Origin of the sequence: Ramlibacter rhizophilus, from assembly GCF_004681965.1 — a bacterium.
GTDB classification, from domain to species: Bacteria; Pseudomonadota; Gammaproteobacteria; order Burkholderiales; family Burkholderiaceae_C; genus Ramlibacter; species Ramlibacter rhizophilus.
In genome coordinates this window covers 131723-149471 of sequence record NZ_SMLL01000001.1, presented here as the reverse complement: position 1 = coordinate 149471, position 17749 = coordinate 131723, and the positions used below count along the sequence as shown (strand labels likewise).

Below are 17749 nucleotides of genomic sequence, written 5' to 3'. Positions count from 1 at the left end.
GATCAACCGATTACGAACTATTTGTCCGGATATCGAACATTCTGCGTGTTGCGAGCCAGGCAGGTAAGCTCCTCGCCCTCCGATGAATCCCGACGCCCACCACCTCTGGACCGCCCCGCGCTGGGCGCTTGCCCTCCTCCTGGCCGTGCTGGGCATGCTGGGCCCCTTCGCGGTGGACACCTACATCCCGGCCTTTTCGGGCATGGCCCGCTCGCTGGGCGCGACGCCGGTGGAGATGCAGCAAACCCTGTCGGCCTACCTGTTCGGCTTCGCCTTCATGAACCTGTTCCATGGCGCGCTGTCGGACAGTTTCGGTCGCCGGCCCGTCGTGCTCTGGGGCATCGCGGTGTTCACGCTGGCCTCGGCCGGGTGCGCGCTGTCGCAGACCGTCGGCCAGCTCGTGTTCTTCCGCGCGCTGCAGGGCCTGGCGACCGGCGCGGGCATCGTGGTCTCGCGCGCGGTGATCCGCGACATGTTCCCGCCGGCCGAGGCGCAGAAGGTCATGAGCCAGGTGACCATCTACTTCGGCGTGGCGCCGGCGGTGGCGCCCATCATCGGCGGCTGGCTGTTCGTGCATGCCGGCTGGCATGCGATCTTCTGGTTCCTCACCGCCGTGGGCGCGGTGCTGTGGATCGCCAACCAGCGGCTGCTGCCCGAGACGCTGCACGCCGACGATCGCCAACCCTTCGAGCTGGCCAGCCTCATGCAGGGCTACCGCACGCTGGTGGCCGATCCCCGCTTCGTGCTGTTGGCCCTTGCAAGCGGGATTCCGTTCAACGGCATGTTCCTCTACGTGCTCTCGGCGCCGGAGTTCCTGGGCACGCACCTGCAGCTTGCCCCCACGCAGTTCTTCTGGTTCTTCGTGCTGAGCATTGCCGGCATCATGGGCGGCGCCTGGGCCAGTGGCCGGCTGGCCGGCCGCATCGCACCCAAGCGCCAGATCCGCTGGGGCTTCGCGGTCATGCTGGCGGTCTCCGTGCTGAACGTGGCGGCCAACCTGCTGTGGGTGGCACGCGCGGAATGGGCGCTGATCCCGATCGCGGTGTTCGGCTTCGGCTGGTCGCTCACGGTGCCGGTGGTCACGCTGCTGGTGCTGGACCTGCACCCCACCCGCCGCGGCCTCGCATCCTCCCTGCAGGCCGTGGTGGGCTCCACCGCCAACGGCATCGTCGCCGGCGCGATCGCGCCGCTGGTGATGCACAGCACGCGGGCGCTGGCAACGGCATCCCTGCTGATGATGAGCGTGGGATTGGTGGCCTGGCTCTACCTGCGCTCACGCTGGCCGGAGATCGGCCAGCGGCCGGTGCATCCGGCGGAGACGGTGGGGTTCCCGGTGAAGGGGTGAACCCCCCGCCGGAGGAAACGGGTCAGGCAAGCGGCGAGGCTGCGCGACGGCGCCAAAGTCCCAATTTGGGACTAGAATCCGGCATGCACATCGTCTCCCGAGCCCTGCTGGTGAGCTTCTACAGCCGTCCGCAGTGCAGCGATGCCAAGGGGCCCCTGGAGGCGTGGTACGACGTCGCTCGCGTTGCGAACTGGGCGTCACCAGCGGATGTGAAGGCGCAGTTCCGTAACGCGAGCTTCGTCGGCAACAACCGTGTCGTGTTCAACATCAAGGGCAACGACTACCGACTCATCGTGGCCTTCGCCTACCGCATGCAGCGCGGGTACATCAAGTTCGTGGGCACTCACGCCGAGTACGACCGCGTGAATGCCGCCACCGTAGACCAGTCCAAGGAGTAGATGCCATGCACGTCAGAGCCATCCGGAGCGAGGCCGACTACCGCGCCATGCTGGCGCAGGTGTCCGATCTGGTCGATCTGGATCCAGCACCGGAAACACCCGAAGGCGAGCGCCTCGAAGTGCTCTCCACGCTGGTGGAGGCCTGGGAAGCTGAGCACTACCCCATCGAGGTGCCGGAGCCCGTGGACGCCCTCAAGCTGCACATGGACCGCACCGGCATGACCGTAGCCGACCTGGTCCCCTATATCGGGCCGCGCCACCGCGTCTATGAGGTCCTGGCGGGCTCCAGGCCGCTGACTATGCCCATGATCCGGCGCCTGCTGAACCTGGGAATTCCGGCTTCGTCGCTCGTCGGCAAGCCGCAACCCGTCGCGGAACCCGCAGCCGACTGAAGAAGCTGTGAACGAATCCGCCACGCCCGCCTCAGCCTCCAGAAAGCGCCCCCTCGGCGTTGCAAATGCTCGCCATAGCCCGAGCTATGGCTGCGCTTTGCGCCTTGATGGGCCACTGTCTGGCGGCCGCTTCGGACGCGCCGAATTCATTCACAGCTTCTGACCGCGCCGACGCTCAGCGCCCCAGCGCGCGCGCGCGGATCTCCTCGAAATCCCCCGGCCGCGGATGCAGGTCCAGCCGCCGGCCAGCCTTGACGATCTGGCTGGGGATGTCGTGCCCGATCAGCCCCGGCAGGCGCGCCGCCGCCGCGATGAGGCGCGGCAGGTCGATGCCGGTGTCGTAGCCCATGAGGTCCAGCGCGTGCGCGATCTCCTCGGTGCAGGCGTTGCCCGAGGCGCCCGGCGCGTAGGGGCAGCCGCCGATGCCGCCGAAGGACGCGTCGAAGCGGTCGGCGCCGGCGTCGATCGAGGCCAGCACGTTGGACAGGGCCATGCCGCGCGTGTTGTGGAAATGCAGGGTCAGCTCGGTGCCGGGCCAGCGGTCGCGGAACGCGCGCGTGAGCCCCGCGACATGGGTGGGGAAGGCCATGCCGGTGGTGTCGCACAGCGTGACGCCTTCGGCCCCCAGTTCCTCCACGTAGCGGCCGCACCAGTCCAGCACGGTGGACAGGGGCACCTCGCCTTCCATCGGGCAGCCGAAGCTGCAGGACAGCGAGATGTTCACCCGCACGCCCGCGCCCCGCGCCGCGCGGGCCACTTCGGCCAGGCCCGCGAAGGACTGCTCGCGCGTCATGCGCAGGTTGGACAGGTTGTGGCTTTCGCTGGCCGACATGACCAGGTTCAGTTCGTCGGCGCGCGACTCGATGGCGCGCTCGGCGCCGCGCACATTGGGCACCAGCGCGCTGTAGATCACGCCCGGGGCGCGGCGGATCTCGCGCAGCACCTGCTCGGCGTCGCGCAGCGCCGGGATGGCCTTGGGCGAGACGAAGGCCGTGACCTCGATCTTGGCCAGGCCCGCTTCCGACAAGGCATCGACCAGCGCGATCTTGTCCTCGGTGGGAACGAACACGTCCTCGGCCTGCAGCCCATCGCGGGTGCCGACCTCCTGCAGGTGGATGCGCCTTCCGGCGCCGTTCCAGACGGAGTTCATGCAACCACCTTTCTCGCGCGCAGCGCGGCGATGTCCTGCTCGGAGTAGCCCGCCTCGCCGAGAACGGCGTCGGTATCGTCGCCCAGGCGCGGCGCGCTGCTGCGGATGCTGCCGGGCGTGCCGAGGAGCTTGGGCACGATGCCCGGCACTTCCAGTTCGTGGCCATCGCGCGTGCGCTGCGACAGGATCATGTCGCGGGCGCGGTAGTGCGGGTCTTCCACGATGTCCTTGGCGGTGTAGACGCGGCCGGCCGGCACGCGCGCTTCGCCCAGCACGCGCAGGACCTCGTCCACCGGACGCGACACGGTCCAGGCCTCGATGGCGGCGTCCAGCTCCTGCACGCGCGCCACGCGGCCCGCGTTGTCCGCGAGCGCCGCATCCTGCCCCAGGTCCTCGCGGCCGATGGCCTGCATCAGGCGCTTGAAGATGCTGTCGCCATTGCCCGCGATCAGCACCACGCCGTCGCTGCAGCGGTAGGCGTTGGACGGCGCGATGCCCGGCAAGGCCGAGCCCGCAGGCTCACGCACCGCACCGAAGGCGCTGTACTCGGGCACCAGGCTTTCCATGACGTTGAACACCGCCTCGGTGAGGGCCACGTCGATGACCTGCCCCTTGCCGCCATTGACCTCGCGGTGATAGAGCGCCGTGAGCACGCCGATGGTGCCGTGCAGCGCCGCCAGCGTGTCGCCGATGGAGATGCCGCAGCGCACCGGCACGCGGCCGGGCTCGCCGGTCAGGTGCCGCAGGCCACCCATGGCCTCGCCGATGGCGCCGAAGCCCGGCAGGTCCCGGTAGGGCCCCGTCTGCCCGTAGCCGGAGATGCGCAGCATGATGAGGCCGGGGTTGTCCTTGGCGAGCGTCTCGTAGTCCATGCCCCAGCCTTCGAGCGTTCCGGGACGGAAGTTCTCGATCAGCACGTCGGCCTGCGCGATGAGCTGGCGCGCGATGGACTGCCCCTCGGACTGGCGCAGGTCGAGCGCGATGGAGCGCTTGTTGCGCGACTGCACCTGCCACCACACGGAAGTGCCGTCCTGGATGAGGCGCCAGTTGCGCAGCGGATCGCCCGCGCCGGGCGGCTCGATCTTGATCACGTCGGCGCCGAAGTCGCCCAGCGTCTTGCCGGCGAAGGGGCCGGCGATCAGCTGGCCCATCTCGACGACGCGCAGGCCCGCCAGCGCGCCCGGGGAAAGCGTGGGGAGGTTCATCGCAGCGTCCTTCAGTCGATGGTCGCGCCCGACTCCTTGACGATCTTCGCCCAGCGCGGCAGGTCCTCGCGCACCAGCGTGCCGAACTGCTCGGGCGTGGACTTGAAGGGCTCGGTGCCGACGCCCGCCAGCTTCTCCTGCACGTCCTTGGCGTCCAGCGCCTTGGCGATCTCGGCATTGAGCTGCGCGACGATGGCCGGGGGCGTGCCCGCGGGCGCGAAGACGCCGTACCAGGGCGTGGCGCCGAAGCCCTTGACCGTCTCGCCGATGGTGGGCGCGTCCGGCAGCGCCGGCACGCGCTTGGGGTTGACCACGCCCAGCACCTTGACCTTGCCGCTGCGGATGAAGGCGATGGACGAGGGCAGGCTCTGCACCGACACCTGCACCTGGCCGGCGACCAGGTCGGTCACCGCCGCGGAGGCGCCCTTGTAGGGCACGTGCGTGAGCTCGATGCCGGTCTGCTTGGACAGCATCTCGCCGATCAAGTGGTTGAGCGTTCCGTTGCCGGCCGAGCCGATGTTGATCTTGCGCGGCTGCTGCTTGGCCAGCGCGATGAACTCGCTCACGTTGCTGGCGGGGAAGGAAGTGTTGGCGACCAGGGCATAGCCGGCCGTGGCCACGGGGCTCACGGGCACGAAGTCCTTGAGCGGATCGAAGCCGGTGTTCTTGTACAGCGAGGGGTTGATCACCATGGAGCTGTCGGCGGTGAGCATCAGCGTGTAGCCGTCCGGCTTGGCCTTGGCCGCCAGCACGGTGCCCACGTTGCCGCCCGCGCCCGGCTTGTTGTCCACGATGAAGGACTGCCCGGTCTGCTCGGTGAGCTTCTGGGCGATGACGCGCGCGATGGCGTCGTTCGCACCGCCGGCCGCCTGCGGCACGATGAGCGTCACCGGCCGGGACGGGTACTTGTCCTGTGCGGCGAGGGGACCGCAGACGGCGGCGGCGAGCCCGAGGGCGATGAGGTGGCGGCGGTGCAGGGTCATGGATGTCTCCTTCGTTGAACGTGGGGGGGGTGAGGGTCAGTTGAAGAGCCAGGGCTCGGCCTGGCGGCGTTGCGCCTCGAAGGCGCGGATGCGGTCGGCGCGCTGCAGGGTCAGGCCGATGTCGTCCAGTCCCTCGAGCAGCCGGTGCTTGCGGGGCGGGTCCACCTCGAAATGCAGCGGCTCGCCCTGCGAGGGCGTGAGGGTCTGGGCCGCGAGGTCCACCGCCATCGCATAGCCGGGGTTCGCGGCGACGTCGGCGAACAGGCGCTCGACGGTGGCCGCGTCCAGCACGATGGGCAGCAGGCCGTTCTTGAAGCAGTTGCCGAAGAAGATGTCGGCGAAGCGGGGGGCGATGAGCACGCGGATGCCGAAGTCGCGCAGCGCCCAGACGGCATGCTCGCGGCTGGAGCCGCAGCCGAAGTTCTCGCGCGCCAGCAGGATGCGCGCGCCCGCGTAGCGCGGCTGGTTGAGCGCAAAGTCCGGGTTGCGCGGGCGCTGCGACACGTCCTGCCCCGGCTCGCCGCGGTCCAGGTAGCGCCACTCGTCGAAGAGGTTGTCGCCGAAACCGGTGCGGCGGATCGACTTCATGAACTGCTTGGGGATCAGGGCGTCGGTGTCCACGTTGGCCCGGTCGATGGGGACGACGGGCGAGCGCAGGTTCTCGAAGGCTTGCATCACACGGTCTCCCCGGCGTCGAGTTCTTCCACGCTGGCCAGGTGGCCGGCGATGGCGGCGGCGGCGGCGAGCGCCGGGCTCAGCAGGTGGCTGCGTCCGCCCGGCCCCTGCCGGCCCTCGAAGTTGCGGTTGGAGGTGGAGGCGCAGCGCTCACCGGGCGAGAGGCGGTCGGCGTTCATGCCCAGGCACATCGAGCAGCCGGGCTCGCGCCATTCCAGGCCGGCGTCGATGAAGACCCGGTCCAGCCCCTCGGCCTCGGCCTGCGCCTTCACGAGGCCCGAGCCGGGAACGACCAGCGCCTGCTTCACGTTGCCGGCGACGCGGCGCCCGCGCACCACGTCGGCCGCGGCGCGCAGGTCCTCGATGCGGGCGTTGGTGCAGGAGCCGATGAAGACCTTGTCGATGGCGATGTCGCGCATGGCGGTGCCGGGCGACAGGCCCATGTAGGCCAGTGCGGCCTGCATGCCGGCGCGCCGCACGGGGTCGTCCGCCGCCGCGGGGTCGGGCACCCGGCCGTCCAGCGGCACGACCATCTCCGGCGAAGTACCCCAGGTGACCATGGGCCGCACCGCCGACGCGTCCACCGTCACCACGCGGTCGAAGCGCGCGCCGGGGTCGCTGTGCAGCGTGCGCCAGTGGGCGACGGCGGCGTCCCACTGCGCGCCGCGCGGGGCCATCGGGCGGCCGCGCAGGTAGTCGATGGTGGTCTCGTCCACCGCCACCAGGCCCACGCGGGCGCCGGCCTCGATGGCCATGTTGCACACCGTCATGCGGCCTTCCATGGACAGCGCGCGGATGGCGCTGCCGGCGAATTCGATCGCGAATCCCGTGCCGCCGGCGGTGCCCAGCACGCCGATCAGGTGCAGCACCAGGTCCTTGGCGGTGACGCCGGGGGCGAGCCGCCCCTCCACGTCGATGCGCATGCGCTGCATGGGCCGCATGGCCAGGCACTGCGTGGCCAGGACGTGCTCCACGTCGGACGTGCCCACGCCGAAGGCCAGGGCGCCGAAGGCGCCATGCGTGCTGGTGTGCGAGTCGCCGGCCACCACCGTGGTGCCGGGCAGCGTGGCGCCCTGCTCGGGGCCGACCACGTGGATGATCCCCTGGCGCTGCTCGCCCAGGCCGTAGAAGGTGATGCCGAACTCGCGGCAGTTCTCGCCCAGCTGGCCGACCTGCGCCCGCGACAGGGGGTCGGCGATGCGGTCCAGCCCCGCACGCTCGGCGGCCGTGGTCGGCACGTTGTGGTCGGCGCAGGCCAGCACCGTCTCGGCGCGCCAGGGACGACGGCCGGCCAGGCGCAGGCCCTCGAAGGCCTGCGGGCTGGTGACCTCGTAGACCAGGTGGCGGTCGATGTACAGCAGGGCTTCGCCGTCCTCGTTGACGTCCACGAGGTGGCTCTGCCAGAGCTTGTCGAACAGGGTCAGGGGCATGGCGGCTGCGCGGAGGGCGGGAGATGGCCTGCCAGTCTAGGAAAGACGCGCGCCGCGCGACAGGGCGTCGTCGTCAAGCGAGCCTTCGCCAAACGCGAAACCGGGTCCGGGTTTCCCCGCAGCCTGCGGACGGTGGTGCGTCAGGCAGCCCGGCGGCGCGGCGCCTGCGCCTGGCGGCGGGACTCCAGGTGGTCCAGCAGGCTGCGTGCCGGCCGCGGCAGCGCGCCGAGATCGCGCGCACCGAGGATCAGCTGGCGGTTCACCCAGGGCTCGGCCAGCTCGAGCTTGCGCAAGCCCAGGGCCTTGACCAGCGGCTGCACCGCCGCGGCCGGCAGCACGGCGATGCCCAGGCCGGCCGCGACCATCTGGCACATGGCGTCGAAGCTGCGCACGTGGATGCGGATGCGCAGCGCCTGCCCGGCCTGGCGCGCCTCCAGCGAGAGGCGCTGCGCCAGCGAGGTGCCCTGGCTGAGGCTCACGAACTCGTAGCCCGCCGCGTCCGCGAAGCTCACGCGGCGGCGCGCGGCCAGGGCATGGCCCGGCGGGACCACCAGCACGAGCCGGTCCTCGCGGTACACCAGCGTCTGCAGCCCGAGCGCCGGCGTGCGCTCGGCGAAGATGCCCAGCTCGGCCCGGCCGTCCAGCACGGCCAGAACGATCTCGCGGCTGTCGGCCTCGTTCAGCTCGATGCGGATGCCCGGCTGCAGTGCGGCGAAGGCCGCCAGGTCGGCGGGCAGGAACTGCGTGACCGCGGAGGTGTTGGCCCACAGGCGCACCACGCCGGTCACGCCGCGGGCATGGTCCGACAGGTCGGCGGCGAGCTGGTCCACGTCATTCAGGATCTTCTGCGCATGCCGGTGCAGGGCCTCGCCCGCGGGCGTGAGCTTCACGCCGCGCGAGTGCCGCTCCAGGAGCGGCGCGCCGACGGCGGCCTCCAGGTCCGAGATGCGCTTGCTGGCCGCCCCGAGGGCCAGGTGCGCCAGTTCCGCGCCCCGGCTGATGCTGCCGGTGCGCGCCACCAGGTTGAACAGCGACAGCGAGACCAGGTCGAGGCGGTGGAGGTTCATGGCGACCTCATGCGTCGCGCTTGAGCGGCACCCGCAGCTCGAAGGTGGCGCCCTGCCCCACCCCGGCGCTGCTGGCGCTGACGCGCCCGCCATGCATCTCCACCAGGCGCCGGGCCAGCGACAAGCCCAGGCCGAGGCCGCCGCGGCTTTCCTGCGCGCTGCCCTGCACGAAGGCCTGGAACAGGCGTGGCAGCAGTTCCGCAGCGATGCCCTCCCCGCGGTCGATGACCCTCACCACCGCCTCGCCTTGCGCGTCGTCGCGCCAGGCCTGCACGGTGACTTCGCTGCCCGGCGCGAACTTGACCGCGTTGTGCAGGTAGTTGCCCACCGCCTGCGCGAGCCGCACCGCGTCGCCGTGCACCGGCAGGGGCGCGGGCGCGTCCAGGCGCAGCGTGGTGCCGACCGCCGCCAGGCTGTGCTCGTAGTCGTGCGCTACCTGGCGCACGATGCCCGCCAGGTCGCAGTCCGTGGGCTGCATCTCGAAGGTGCCGCGCTCGATGCGGCTGACGTCCAGCAGGTCGTCCACCAGCCGGCTCATGTGCGCGACCTGCCGCTCGATGATGGCGACCATGCGGGCGGAACGGCCATCGCCACGCGAGCTGGCCTGTTCGAGCACGGCGGCCGCCGTGCGCAGGGGCGCGAGCGGGTTGCGCAGCTCGTGCGCCAGCACCGCCAGGAACTCCGTCTTGCGCTGGTCGGCTTCGCGGGCCGCCGCCAACGCAGCGGCACGCTCGGCTTCCAGCGCGCGCTCGGCGCTGATGTCTTCCAGGACCACGCCCAGGAGCGGCTGCGCGCTGGCGTCCGCGCGAATGGGGAAGATGCTGCACTTCACGTCGCGCGGCACGTCGCGGGCCTGGATGGTCACTTCGAGCCCGGTGCAGGGCTCGCCGGTGTCGCGGACCCGCCGGGCGGCGTGCACGAGGACGGGCGGAGTGTTGCGCAGTTCCTCCACCGATGCGGCGGACAGGTACTCGCTGGCGGGGCGGCCGCTGTGCGCGGACAGCCGGGCGTTCACGCGCGTGACCCGCAGCCGCGCGTCGAGCAAGGCCAGGCCGAGCGGCGCCTGCTCGAAGAAGCTGTCCAGCACCGCGGCCGACTGGCGCGCCTCGACGCTCACCTCGCGCAGGACGCGCTCCAGGTCCTGCTGGGCCCGCACCAGCTCCGCTTCCGCCTGGCGTCGGCGCAGCACCTCCTCCTGCAGGGCCTGGTTGGCCTGCTGGAGCTGGCGCGCCGAAGGCAGGGCCAGCGCGATGGGCGTGAGCCGGTAGATGAGCCAGGCCGTGGCCAGCGAGATGGCCGCCGTGAACGCCTTGGCCACGCCGGCGTACCAGTACACGGGGTAATAGAGCGTCCACATGCCCATCATGTGGGTCACGCCGCAGGCCACGATGAAGGCCCCGAAGACCCAGGCGATCCAGCCAAAAGGAACGTCCGCGCGGCGGCGGACGAAACGGAGCATGGCCCAGGGAATCAGCAGGTAGGCCAGCGCGATGAGCCCGTCGCTCACCAGGTGCAGCTTCAGCAGCGGCTGGCTCGCGCTGATGCAGAAGGCGTGCGGCAGGAGCTGCTCACCCAGTCGGCTCTGGGTCCACAGCGCCACGCCGAGCAGGGGCAGCGCGGTGAGCAGGGTGGCCCAGGCCAGCTGGCGCGAGCTGGGGGAGGCAGTCAGGAGGGGCGAAGGCATGCGGCTACCTCGTCGGTGAGGTCCGCATTGTGTCCAAGGAAGTCAGCTTCGGGGGAAGGACGTGAACACGGCAAAGGCGGGGGGCGGCGCAGGCGCCGCCCCCCCCGGAAGGGTCAGCGCGCCGGCTTGTAGGCGCGCTTCTTGGCGTCGCGCGGCACGAAGACCTTGCCGCCGGTGCCCGGGCGGGCGAAGTCGCCGCGCGGCGCCGGCTTGCCGAAGCCGGCGGGCGCCGGGCGCTTCTCCCAGGGCGTGGCACCGCCTTCGCGGCGCTCGTCGCGCTGGCCGTCACGTCCGCCGAAGTCGCCGAAGCCCGCCTTGCGACCGTAGTCGCCCCGCTGGCCGGCACCCTGGCGCGGCTTGCCGCCGAAGCCACCGCCACGGCCCGGCTTGCCGCCGAAGCCGCCGCCCGGCTGCGGCGCGCGGGGCGCACGCTGGGCGGGCTCCAGGCCGGGGATGACTTCCGCGTTGAACGGCTGCTTGGTGTAGCCCTCGATGTCGAAGATCTTGAAGCGGTCGCGGAACTCGGCGAAGGTCACGGCCAGGCCGTCCCGCCCGGCGCGGCCGGTGCGGCCGATGCGGTGGGTGTAGTCCTCGCTCTTCATCGGCAGGCCGAAGTTGAAGACGTGGGTGATGGTGGGCACGTCGATGCCGCGCGCCGCCACGTCGGTGGCCACCAGGATCTGCACCTGTCCGTTGCGCAGCGCCATGAGGCGGCGGTTGCGCAGGCCCTGGCTCAGGGCGCCGTGCAGGGCCACGGCCGAGAAGCCTTCCTGCTGCAGGTCGTTGGCGAGGCCATCGCACTCGATCTGCGTGCTGGCGAAGACGATGGCCTGGTCGATGCTGGTGTCGCGCAGCCAGTGGTCCAGCATCTTGCGCTTGTGCTGGGCGTTGTCGGCCCAGAACAGCACCTGCTTGATGTTGGCGTGGCGCTCCTGGGGCGAGTCGATCTGCACGCGCTGCGGCTGCCGCATGACACGCGCGGCCAGTTGCTGGATGCGCGCCGCGAAGGTGGCGCTGAACATCATGGTCTGGTGCCGCTCGATGGTGAGCTGGTTGATCTCGGCCAGGTCGTCGGCGAAGCCCAGGTCGAGCATGCGGTCGGCCTCGTCCACGACGAGGAAGCGCACCTGGTCCAGCTTGAGCTGCTGCGAGCGCTGCAGGTCCAGCAGGCGCCCCGGGGTGGCGACCACCAGGTCGGCGTTCTGCAGGCGCGCGATCTGCAGCTGGTAGGGCATGCCGCCCACCACGCTGGCGATGCGCAGGCCCTTGCAGTGGCGCACCAGGTCGATGGCGTCGTGCGCCACCTGCTGGGCCAGCTCGCGCGTGGGGCACAGCACCAGCGCGCCGGGCGTGGCGGCCTTGAAGTTGCGCGGATCGGTGGGGTTGCGGCGCTTGCGACGCTGGGGCGCTTCGCCGCGCGCGGCGGCTTCGTCAGCCAGTCGCTGCTGCTCGGCCTCTTCCTGGGCGGCGCGCTCGGCCTGCTGCGCGATGAGCGTGTGCAGCACCGGCAGCAGGAAGGCGGCGGTCTTGCCGCTGCCCGTCTGGCTGGAGACCATGAGGTCGATGAAGCGGGCGGCTTCGCCGCCTTCGGCGCCGTCCATGGCCAGGGGAATGGCCTGCTCCTGCACCGGCGTGGGCTGGGTGAAGCCCAGGTCCTCGACGGCCTGGATCAGTTCCGGGGCCAGGCCCAGGCGGGTGAAACCATTGGGCAGCGGGGGGGACACGGACGTGTCCGGGGTGTTGTCGAACGTGGTGTCGGCAGGCGCGAAGTCGCCCCGCTCTTCGAAGGAATCGGTCATGAGTGTGCTAAGGCGCACCCGTGGGGTGCGCGTGTCGTCAATGGTTAAGGGACACCAACCATCAAACGACTCACGGATCGCGGGATCCGTCGGCTCATTCGGCGAGCCTGTGCATGAAGGTGATGCGGCAAGGGATGCTGCCCGAAAGCAGCGCAGCCCGCCATTATGCCTGGGCCGAGAGCCCGTGCGGGCGCCGGGTCATTCGAGCCGCAGGAAATGCTCGCGGTAATGCGACAGTTCGTCGATGGATTCGTGCGCGTCGGCCAGGGCCGTGTGCGCCTGCTGCTTCTTGAAGCCCTCGCAGGCCGCCGGCTTCCAGCGCCGCGCGAGCTCCTTGAGCGTGCTCACGTCGAGGTTGCGGTAATGGAAGAAGGCTTCCAGCTTCGGCATGTAGCGCACCAGGAAGCGCCGGTCCTGGCCGATGCTGTTGCCGCACATGGGGCTGGTGCCCTTGGGCACGAAGCGCTCCAGGAAGGCGATGATCTCCGCCTCGGCCTGCGCCTCCGAGACGGTGGACGCCTTGACCCGGTCGATGAGGCCGCTCTTGCCGTGGGTGCCCTTGTTCCAGGCGTCCATCCCGTCCAGCTGTGCGTCGGTCTGGTGGATCGCGAACACCGGCCCCTCGATGCGCGGTTCCAGGTGCGGTCCGGTCACGATGACGGCGATCTCGATGATGCGGTCCACCTCGGGGTCCAGGCCGGTCATCTCGCAGTCGAGCCAGACCAGGTTCTGCTCATGGCGCGCGAGCGTGCCCGCATCGGTCGCGGGGGCCTCGGCGCCGGCCCCTTCTGCGGGGGTGTTGACGGTGTTGTCGGTCATGGCGGCATTGTGGCCCAGGGCTACACTCGCCCGGATGCAAGCCTCCCTGCTCCTGACCTTCGCCTTCGCCGCGGCCTTGCTCGGCGGATTGCTGGTGCGGTTCTGGCTGTCGCTGCGGCAGGCGCGCCACGTCGCGGCCCATCGCGCCCAGGTGCCGCCCGCCTTCAGCGCCTCGGTGTCCCTGGCTGCGCACCAGAAGGCAGCCGACTACACGCTCGCCAAGTCGCGCCTGGGCCTGCTGGAGACGGCCTTCGGCGCCGCCGTGCTGCTCGGATGGACGCTGCTGGGCGGGCTGGATGCGCTCAACGGCGCGCTGCTCGGCGCGCTGGGTCCGGGGCTGGTGCAGCAGCTCGCCCTGCTGGCGGCCTTCGCCCTCATCGGCGGCCTGCTGGACCTGCCGTTTTCGCTGTACCAGACCTTCGTGCTGGAGGAGCGCTTCGGCTTCAACCGCATGACGCCGCGCCTGTGGGTGAGCGACATGCTCAAGGGCCTGGTGGTGGGTGCCGCCATCGGCCTGCCCATCGCCGCGCTGATCCTCTGGCTCATGGGCGCCGCCGGCTCGCTCTGGTGGCTGTGGGCCTGGGGCGCCTGGGTGGCGTTCAACCTGCTGCTGCTGGTGATCTACCCGAGCTTCATCGCGCCCCTGTTCAACCGCTTCAAGCCGCTGGAAGACGAGACCTTGCGCGAGCGGGTGGGTGCGCTCATGCAGCGCTGCGGCTTCGCGGCCAAGGGCCTGTTCGTGATGGACGGAAGCCGGCGCAGCGCGCACGGCAATGCCTATTTCACCGGCTTCGGCGCCTCCAAGCGGGTGGTGTTCTTCGACACCCTGCTGGCCAAGCTGAGCCCTGGCGAGGTGGAGGCGGTGCTGGCCCACGAGCTGGGCCACTTCAAGCTGCGCCACATCACCCGCCGCATGCTGGGCCTGTTCGCCATGAGCCTGGCGGGCTTCGCGCTCCTGGGGTGGGTGTCGGCACAGCCCTGGTTCTACTTCGGCCTGGGCGTGCGCCCCAACGTGCCCGGTCCCAACGACGCGCTGGCCCTGCTGCTGTTCGTGATGGTGGTGCCGGTGTTCGGCTTCTTCGTCTCGCCGCTGTTCGCGCGCATCTCGCGCCGGCACGAGTTCGAGGCCGACGCCTTCGCCGCCGCGCACGCCAATGGCCGCGAGCTGGGAACGGCGCTGCTCAAGCTGCACGAGGACAACGCGTCCACCCTCACCCCGGACCCGGTCTTCGTGTCTTTCTACTACTCCCACCCGCCGGCCGCCCAGCGCCTGGCACGACTCGGATTCGAGGGAACCGCATGAACGCACCATCCATGCTCAGCAAGAAGGACTGGTCCCAGGTGAAGCGCCGCGCGCTCACGCCCACGGAAGTGGTGACGCGGCTGTCCGCCGCGCCCGGCTGGCAGCTCACGGGCGACGGTCCGCAGGTGGCGATCGAGAAGAGCTTCCACTTCGCCAACTACTACGAGACCGTCTCCTTCGTGAACGCGGTGGCCTTCATCGCCAACGCGCAGGACCACCACCCGGACCTGTCGGTGCACTACAGCCGCTGCGTGGTGCGCTTCAACACCCACGACGTGGGCGGCATCTCCGAGACCGACTTCGAATGCGCCGCCCGCATCGACGCGCTGCTGTCATGAAGGCCGCGCGTGGCTGAACGCGCCGCGCTGGACCGCGGCCTGGTGGTCGCGAGCCACGGCCGCCACGTGCTGGTCGAGACGCCCGAAGGCAAGCGCCTGATCTGCCACCCGCGCGGCAAGAAGAACCAGGCCGTGGTGGGCGACCGGGTGCTCTGGCAGGGCAGCCACGACGAGGGCACCATCGAGAAGGTCGAGCCCAGGCGCAACCTCTTCTACCGCCAGGACGAGATCCGCACCAAATCCTTCGCGGCCAACCTGGACCAGGTGCTGCTCCTGCTGGCCGCCGAGCCGGAGTTCTCGGAGTCGCAGCTCACGCGCGCGCTGATCGCGGCCGAGGCCGAAGGCATCACGCCGCTGATCGCCCTCAACAAGAGCGATCTCGTCGAGCCCTTCGAGCGGGCCTGGGCGCGGCTGCTGCCCTACCAGAAGATGCACTACGGCGTGCTGCCCCTGTCCCTGCGCCTGTCGGGCGAGGTGGACCGCGAGCACCTGCTGCGCCACCTGCAAGGCAAGACCACCCTGGTGCTCGGCCCCTCGGGCGCCGGCAAGAGCACCCTCATCAACCTGCTGGTGCCCGGCGCACTGGCCGAGACGGGCGAGATCTCGCGCGCGCTCAACTCGGGCAAGCACACCACGACCAGCACCACCTGGTACTGGGTGGACGCGCAGCGGACCACGGCGCTGATCGACTCGCCGGGCTTCCAGGAGTTCGGCCTGCACCACATCGAGCCCGCGAAGCTGGCGAGCCTCATGCCCGACCTGCGGCCCCACCTGGGGCACTGCCGCTTCTACAACTGCACCCACCTGCACGAGCCGGGCTGCGCCGTGCTCGCCGCGCTGGACGCCCGGGAGGGTGACGCGGTCAGCCCGCGCCGGCACCGCATCTACGAGGACCTGTTCGCGGAGCTGTCGCAGCCGAGGTGGTGAAGGGGCGGGAGTGACACCCTCCCCCTCTGGGGGAGGGCAGGGGTGGGGGCGACGCGCGCCGACCCCGCTGCTTCACTCGCGGCCCCCATCCCGGCCTTCTCCCAGTGGAAGAAGGTGACTCCGCCGACCCGGGAATTTCTTTTCGCGCTTCTAGCCGATGAGCCGCGCCATGGTGAGCAGCGCCAGCAGCACCAGCCACAGCACCACCGAGCGCCACACCAGCCCGACCACGCTGCGCAGGTGGCCGACCTCGGCTTCGCGGCCCGGCGTGCTTTCGCTGTCGGCCACGGTGGCCGAGGGCGGCGCGGGCGCTTGCAGGGCCTGTGCCGCGGACGTGGCGTAGGCCGAGCGCAGGGCTTCGCCGCCGAGGCGCACGTTGATGGCGCCGGAGGTGGCCGCGAGCACCACGCCGTCGTTGTCGTTGGGAAAGCGCTGGGCGTGATGGCGCCAGCAGTCGATCGCCTCCTCGAAGCTGCCCACCACCGCGAAGGCCACGGCCGTCAGGCGGGCCGGCAGCCAGTCGATGGCATGCCAGGCGCGGCGCGATGCCGACTGCAGCGCTTCGCTGACCGGCTGCGTCTCGCGCAGGCTGCGGTGCGGCCAGTAGCGGGTGACGAATTCGCTCATGCGATAGAGCACCGCGCCCGCCGGCCCCAGGCCCAGCGCGGCCAGGACCGAGAACCAGGCCAGCACGCCGAAGACATGGCGGTGCGCGGCCAGCACCGAATACTCGATGACGTGGCGCACCAGTTCGCTGCGCGGCACGTCGCTCGCCTCCACCTGCTGCCAGCGCGCCAGCAGGCTGCGGGCCTGGTCTTCGTCGGCCGTCTCCAGCGCGTCGCGGATGGCCGTGAAGTGATGGCTGAACTGGCGGAAGCCCAGCGTGACGTAGAGCACCGCCACGCTCCAGAGCATGGCGATGGGAAGACCGAGGAAGTACCACAGCAGCACATGGATGCCGAAGGCCGCGGCCGCCGGCCCGAGGACTGCCAGGGCCCAGGCCACCCAGCCATGGTGGGGCCGGCCGGCGTCGAAGTTGCTGCTGACCCATCCGGCCCAGCCGCGCAGCGCACCATGCACCGGGTTGCGGGCCCCCAATGGCCGCACCTGCTCGATGAGCAGCGCGAACAGGATGGCGAAGAAACTCATCGCCGGATGATAGCGGCCGAGCTGATCCGCCCTCAGGGCCTGTTCACACTGTTTTCGCGAGTGCGAACGCGGCTGAAACAGCGCCAATCTAGGCGCAGGGCGACGCCCAGGCTGGCCGCCTGGGCTAGGCCTGCAACGACGAGTGGCGCTGTTTCAGCCACGTTCCCTTCGGGTTGCGGTCAAAAAGGCCATGCGCCGCGTTGCGAGCCCTTGCCGGGGGCCGACCCCGGCGGCGGACTCGCGCCTTGCGCATGACCTTTTTGCTCCGCAACGCATCTCGCGAAAACAGTGTGAACAGGCCCTAGGCCGCGAGGAAGCGGTAGAGGTTGCGCAGCATGCCGGCCGTGGCGCCCCAGATGAAGCGTTCGGTCCTGCCCTGCATGTAGGGCATGGAGAAGAACTCGCGCGCCTGCCCGCCGACCTCGATGGCGTGGCGGTGGTGGTGGGCCGGGTTCATGAGGAAGGCCAGCGGCACCTCGAAGGCGTCGGCCACCTCGTGCGGATTGAGCGTGAGCTCGTGCCCGGGATCGACGAGCGCGATCACGGGCGTGACCACGAAGCGCGTGCCGGTGGTGTAGGTGGGCAGGTGGCCGATGACCTCGACGTGCCGGTCGGCCAGGCCGATCTCCTCATGCGCTTCACGCAGGGCGGTGTGCGCGGCGTCGGTGTCGGTGTCGTCACGCCGGCCGCCTGGAAACGCGATCTGGCCCGAGTGGGTGGACAGGTGGGTGGTCCGCTCGGTGAGGATGACCGTGGGCGTGGGCCCGCGCATCACCACCGGCACCAGCACCGAGGCCTGCGCGACCTCCCGGTCGGTGAAACGCGGCTCCGCGCGCAGCTCGGGTGTCCAGGACGGCGGCGCGCGGAAGCGCTCGCGCAGGCGCTCGGGCGCCAGCCGCTCCGGCGCGACGGCCGGCAGGTGCGAGTCGATGCCGATCACCGGCACGGCGCGGGGGTCGAAGTGCGGCAGCTTGGTCAGCGGCACGAAATCGGGAGGCGGGGCGGGAGCGGGATCGATGGGCATGCGGGGCTCAAACGACAAACCGCCGCAGGCCAGAGGCGTGCGGCGGCTTTGCGCGGTGGGA

17 protein-coding genes are annotated in these 17749 nt (G+C 70.7%); 6 read left to right on the top strand and 11 right to left on the bottom strand.

Annotated elements, in window-relative coordinates:
- Positions 1-82: 82 nt before the first annotated feature.
- The 3 genes from EZ242_RS00720 (at position 83) to EZ242_RS00710 (ending at position 2135) form a co-directional block, all read left to right on the top strand.
- Positions 83-1345 carry a multidrug effflux MFS transporter gene (locus EZ242_RS00720; protein WP_135283198.1) on the top strand — a complete coding sequence of 421 codons (1263 nt, stop codon included), beginning with the start codon at positions 83-85 and terminating at the stop codon, positions 1343-1345.
- An 83-nt stretch (positions 1346-1428) separates the two neighbouring features.
- Positions 1429-1743, top strand: a complete 315-nt coding sequence (locus EZ242_RS00715) for a type II toxin-antitoxin system HigB family toxin (RefSeq protein ID WP_135283197.1) — start codon at positions 1429-1431, stop codon at positions 1741-1743.
- A gap of 5 nt (positions 1744-1748) precedes the next feature.
- Complete coding sequence (locus EZ242_RS00710; protein WP_135283196.1) at positions 1749-2135, top strand: helix-turn-helix domain-containing protein; 387 nt, start codon at positions 1749-1751, stop codon at positions 2133-2135.
- Positions 2136-2310: 175 nt separating this feature from the next.
- Here the strand turns inward: EZ242_RS00710 and EZ242_RS00705 are convergent, their stop codons facing one another.
- The 9 genes from EZ242_RS00705 to orn all read right to left on the bottom strand — a co-directional run bounded on the left by EZ242_RS00705 (position 2311) and on the right by orn (position 12947).
- Complete coding sequence (locus EZ242_RS00705; RefSeq protein ID WP_135283195.1) at positions 2311-3285, bottom strand: hydroxymethylglutaryl-CoA lyase; 975 nt, start codon at positions 3283-3285, stop codon at positions 2311-2313.
- On the bottom strand, positions 3282-4490 hold the full coding sequence (locus EZ242_RS00700) for a CaiB/BaiF CoA transferase family protein (protein WP_135283194.1): 1209 nt from the start codon (positions 4488-4490) through the stop codon (positions 3282-3284). The genes EZ242_RS00705 and EZ242_RS00700 overlap by 4 nt, the downstream gene beginning before the upstream one ends.
- A gap of 11 nt (positions 4491-4501) precedes the next feature.
- Complete coding sequence (locus EZ242_RS00695; RefSeq protein WP_135283193.1) at positions 4502-5473, bottom strand: Bug family tripartite tricarboxylate transporter substrate binding protein; 972 nt, start codon at positions 5471-5473, stop codon at positions 4502-4504.
- A 36-nt stretch (positions 5474-5509) separates the two neighbouring features.
- On the bottom strand, positions 5510-6148 hold the full coding sequence (gene leuD, locus EZ242_RS00690) for a 3-isopropylmalate dehydratase small subunit (protein WP_135283192.1): 639 nt from the start codon (positions 6146-6148) through the stop codon (positions 5510-5512).
- Complete coding sequence (gene leuC, locus EZ242_RS00685; RefSeq protein WP_135283191.1) at positions 6148-7578, bottom strand: 3-isopropylmalate dehydratase large subunit; 1431 nt, start codon at positions 7576-7578, stop codon at positions 6148-6150. The genes leuD and leuC overlap by 1 nt, the downstream gene beginning before the upstream one ends.
- A gap of 140 nt (positions 7579-7718) precedes the next feature.
- The gene (locus EZ242_RS00680) at positions 7719-8645 is read right to left on the bottom strand and encodes a LysR family transcriptional regulator (RefSeq protein WP_135283190.1); all 927 of its coding nucleotides are present in this window, start codon (positions 8643-8645) and stop codon (positions 7719-7721) included.
- A gap of 7 nt (positions 8646-8652) precedes the next feature.
- On the bottom strand, positions 8653-10329 hold the full coding sequence (locus EZ242_RS00675; protein WP_135283189.1) for a sensor histidine kinase: 1677 nt from the start codon (positions 10327-10329) through the stop codon (positions 8653-8655).
- 113 nt (positions 10330-10442) lie between these two features.
- A complete protein-coding gene (locus EZ242_RS00670) occupies positions 10443-12128 on the bottom strand; it encodes a DEAD/DEAH box helicase (protein WP_135283188.1) in 1686 nt (561 codons plus the stop codon).
- A 198-nt stretch (positions 12129-12326) separates the two neighbouring features.
- The gene (orn, locus tag EZ242_RS00665) at positions 12327-12947 is read right to left on the bottom strand and encodes an oligoribonuclease (protein ID WP_135283187.1); all 621 of its coding nucleotides are present in this window, start codon (positions 12945-12947) and stop codon (positions 12327-12329) included.
- Between the two features lie 34 nt (positions 12948-12981).
- On the opposite strand from orn, the gene EZ242_RS00660 reads away from it, so the two are divergent.
- The 3 genes from EZ242_RS00660 to rsgA are packed head-to-tail and all read left to right on the top strand — an operon-like array spanning position 12982 to position 15515.
- Complete coding sequence (locus EZ242_RS00660) at positions 12982-14250, top strand: M48 family metallopeptidase (protein ID WP_135283186.1); 1269 nt, start codon at positions 12982-12984, stop codon at positions 14248-14250.
- Positions 14247-14588, top strand: a complete 342-nt coding sequence (locus tag EZ242_RS00655; RefSeq protein ID WP_135283185.1) for a 4a-hydroxytetrahydrobiopterin dehydratase — start codon at positions 14247-14249, stop codon at positions 14586-14588. The genes EZ242_RS00660 and EZ242_RS00655 overlap by 4 nt, the downstream gene beginning before the upstream one ends.
- A gap of 9 nt (positions 14589-14597) precedes the next feature.
- Positions 14598-15515: a ribosome small subunit-dependent GTPase A gene (gene rsgA, locus EZ242_RS00650; RefSeq protein ID WP_135283184.1), complete on the top strand. Its 918-nt coding sequence runs from the start codon at positions 14598-14600 to the stop codon at positions 15513-15515.
- A gap of 150 nt (positions 15516-15665) precedes the next feature.
- On the opposite strand, the gene EZ242_RS00645 is transcribed toward rsgA, so the two are convergent.
- Both EZ242_RS00645 and EZ242_RS00640 read right to left on the bottom strand, forming a co-directional pair.
- On the bottom strand, positions 15666-16664 hold the full coding sequence (locus EZ242_RS00645; RefSeq protein WP_135283183.1) for a CobD/CbiB family protein: 999 nt from the start codon (positions 16662-16664) through the stop codon (positions 15666-15668).
- 301 nt (positions 16665-16965) lie between these two features.
- On the bottom strand, positions 16966-17688 hold the full coding sequence (locus tag EZ242_RS00640) for a CoA pyrophosphatase (protein WP_135283182.1): 723 nt from the start codon (positions 17686-17688) through the stop codon (positions 16966-16968).
- Positions 17689-17749: the final 61 nt, after the last annotated feature.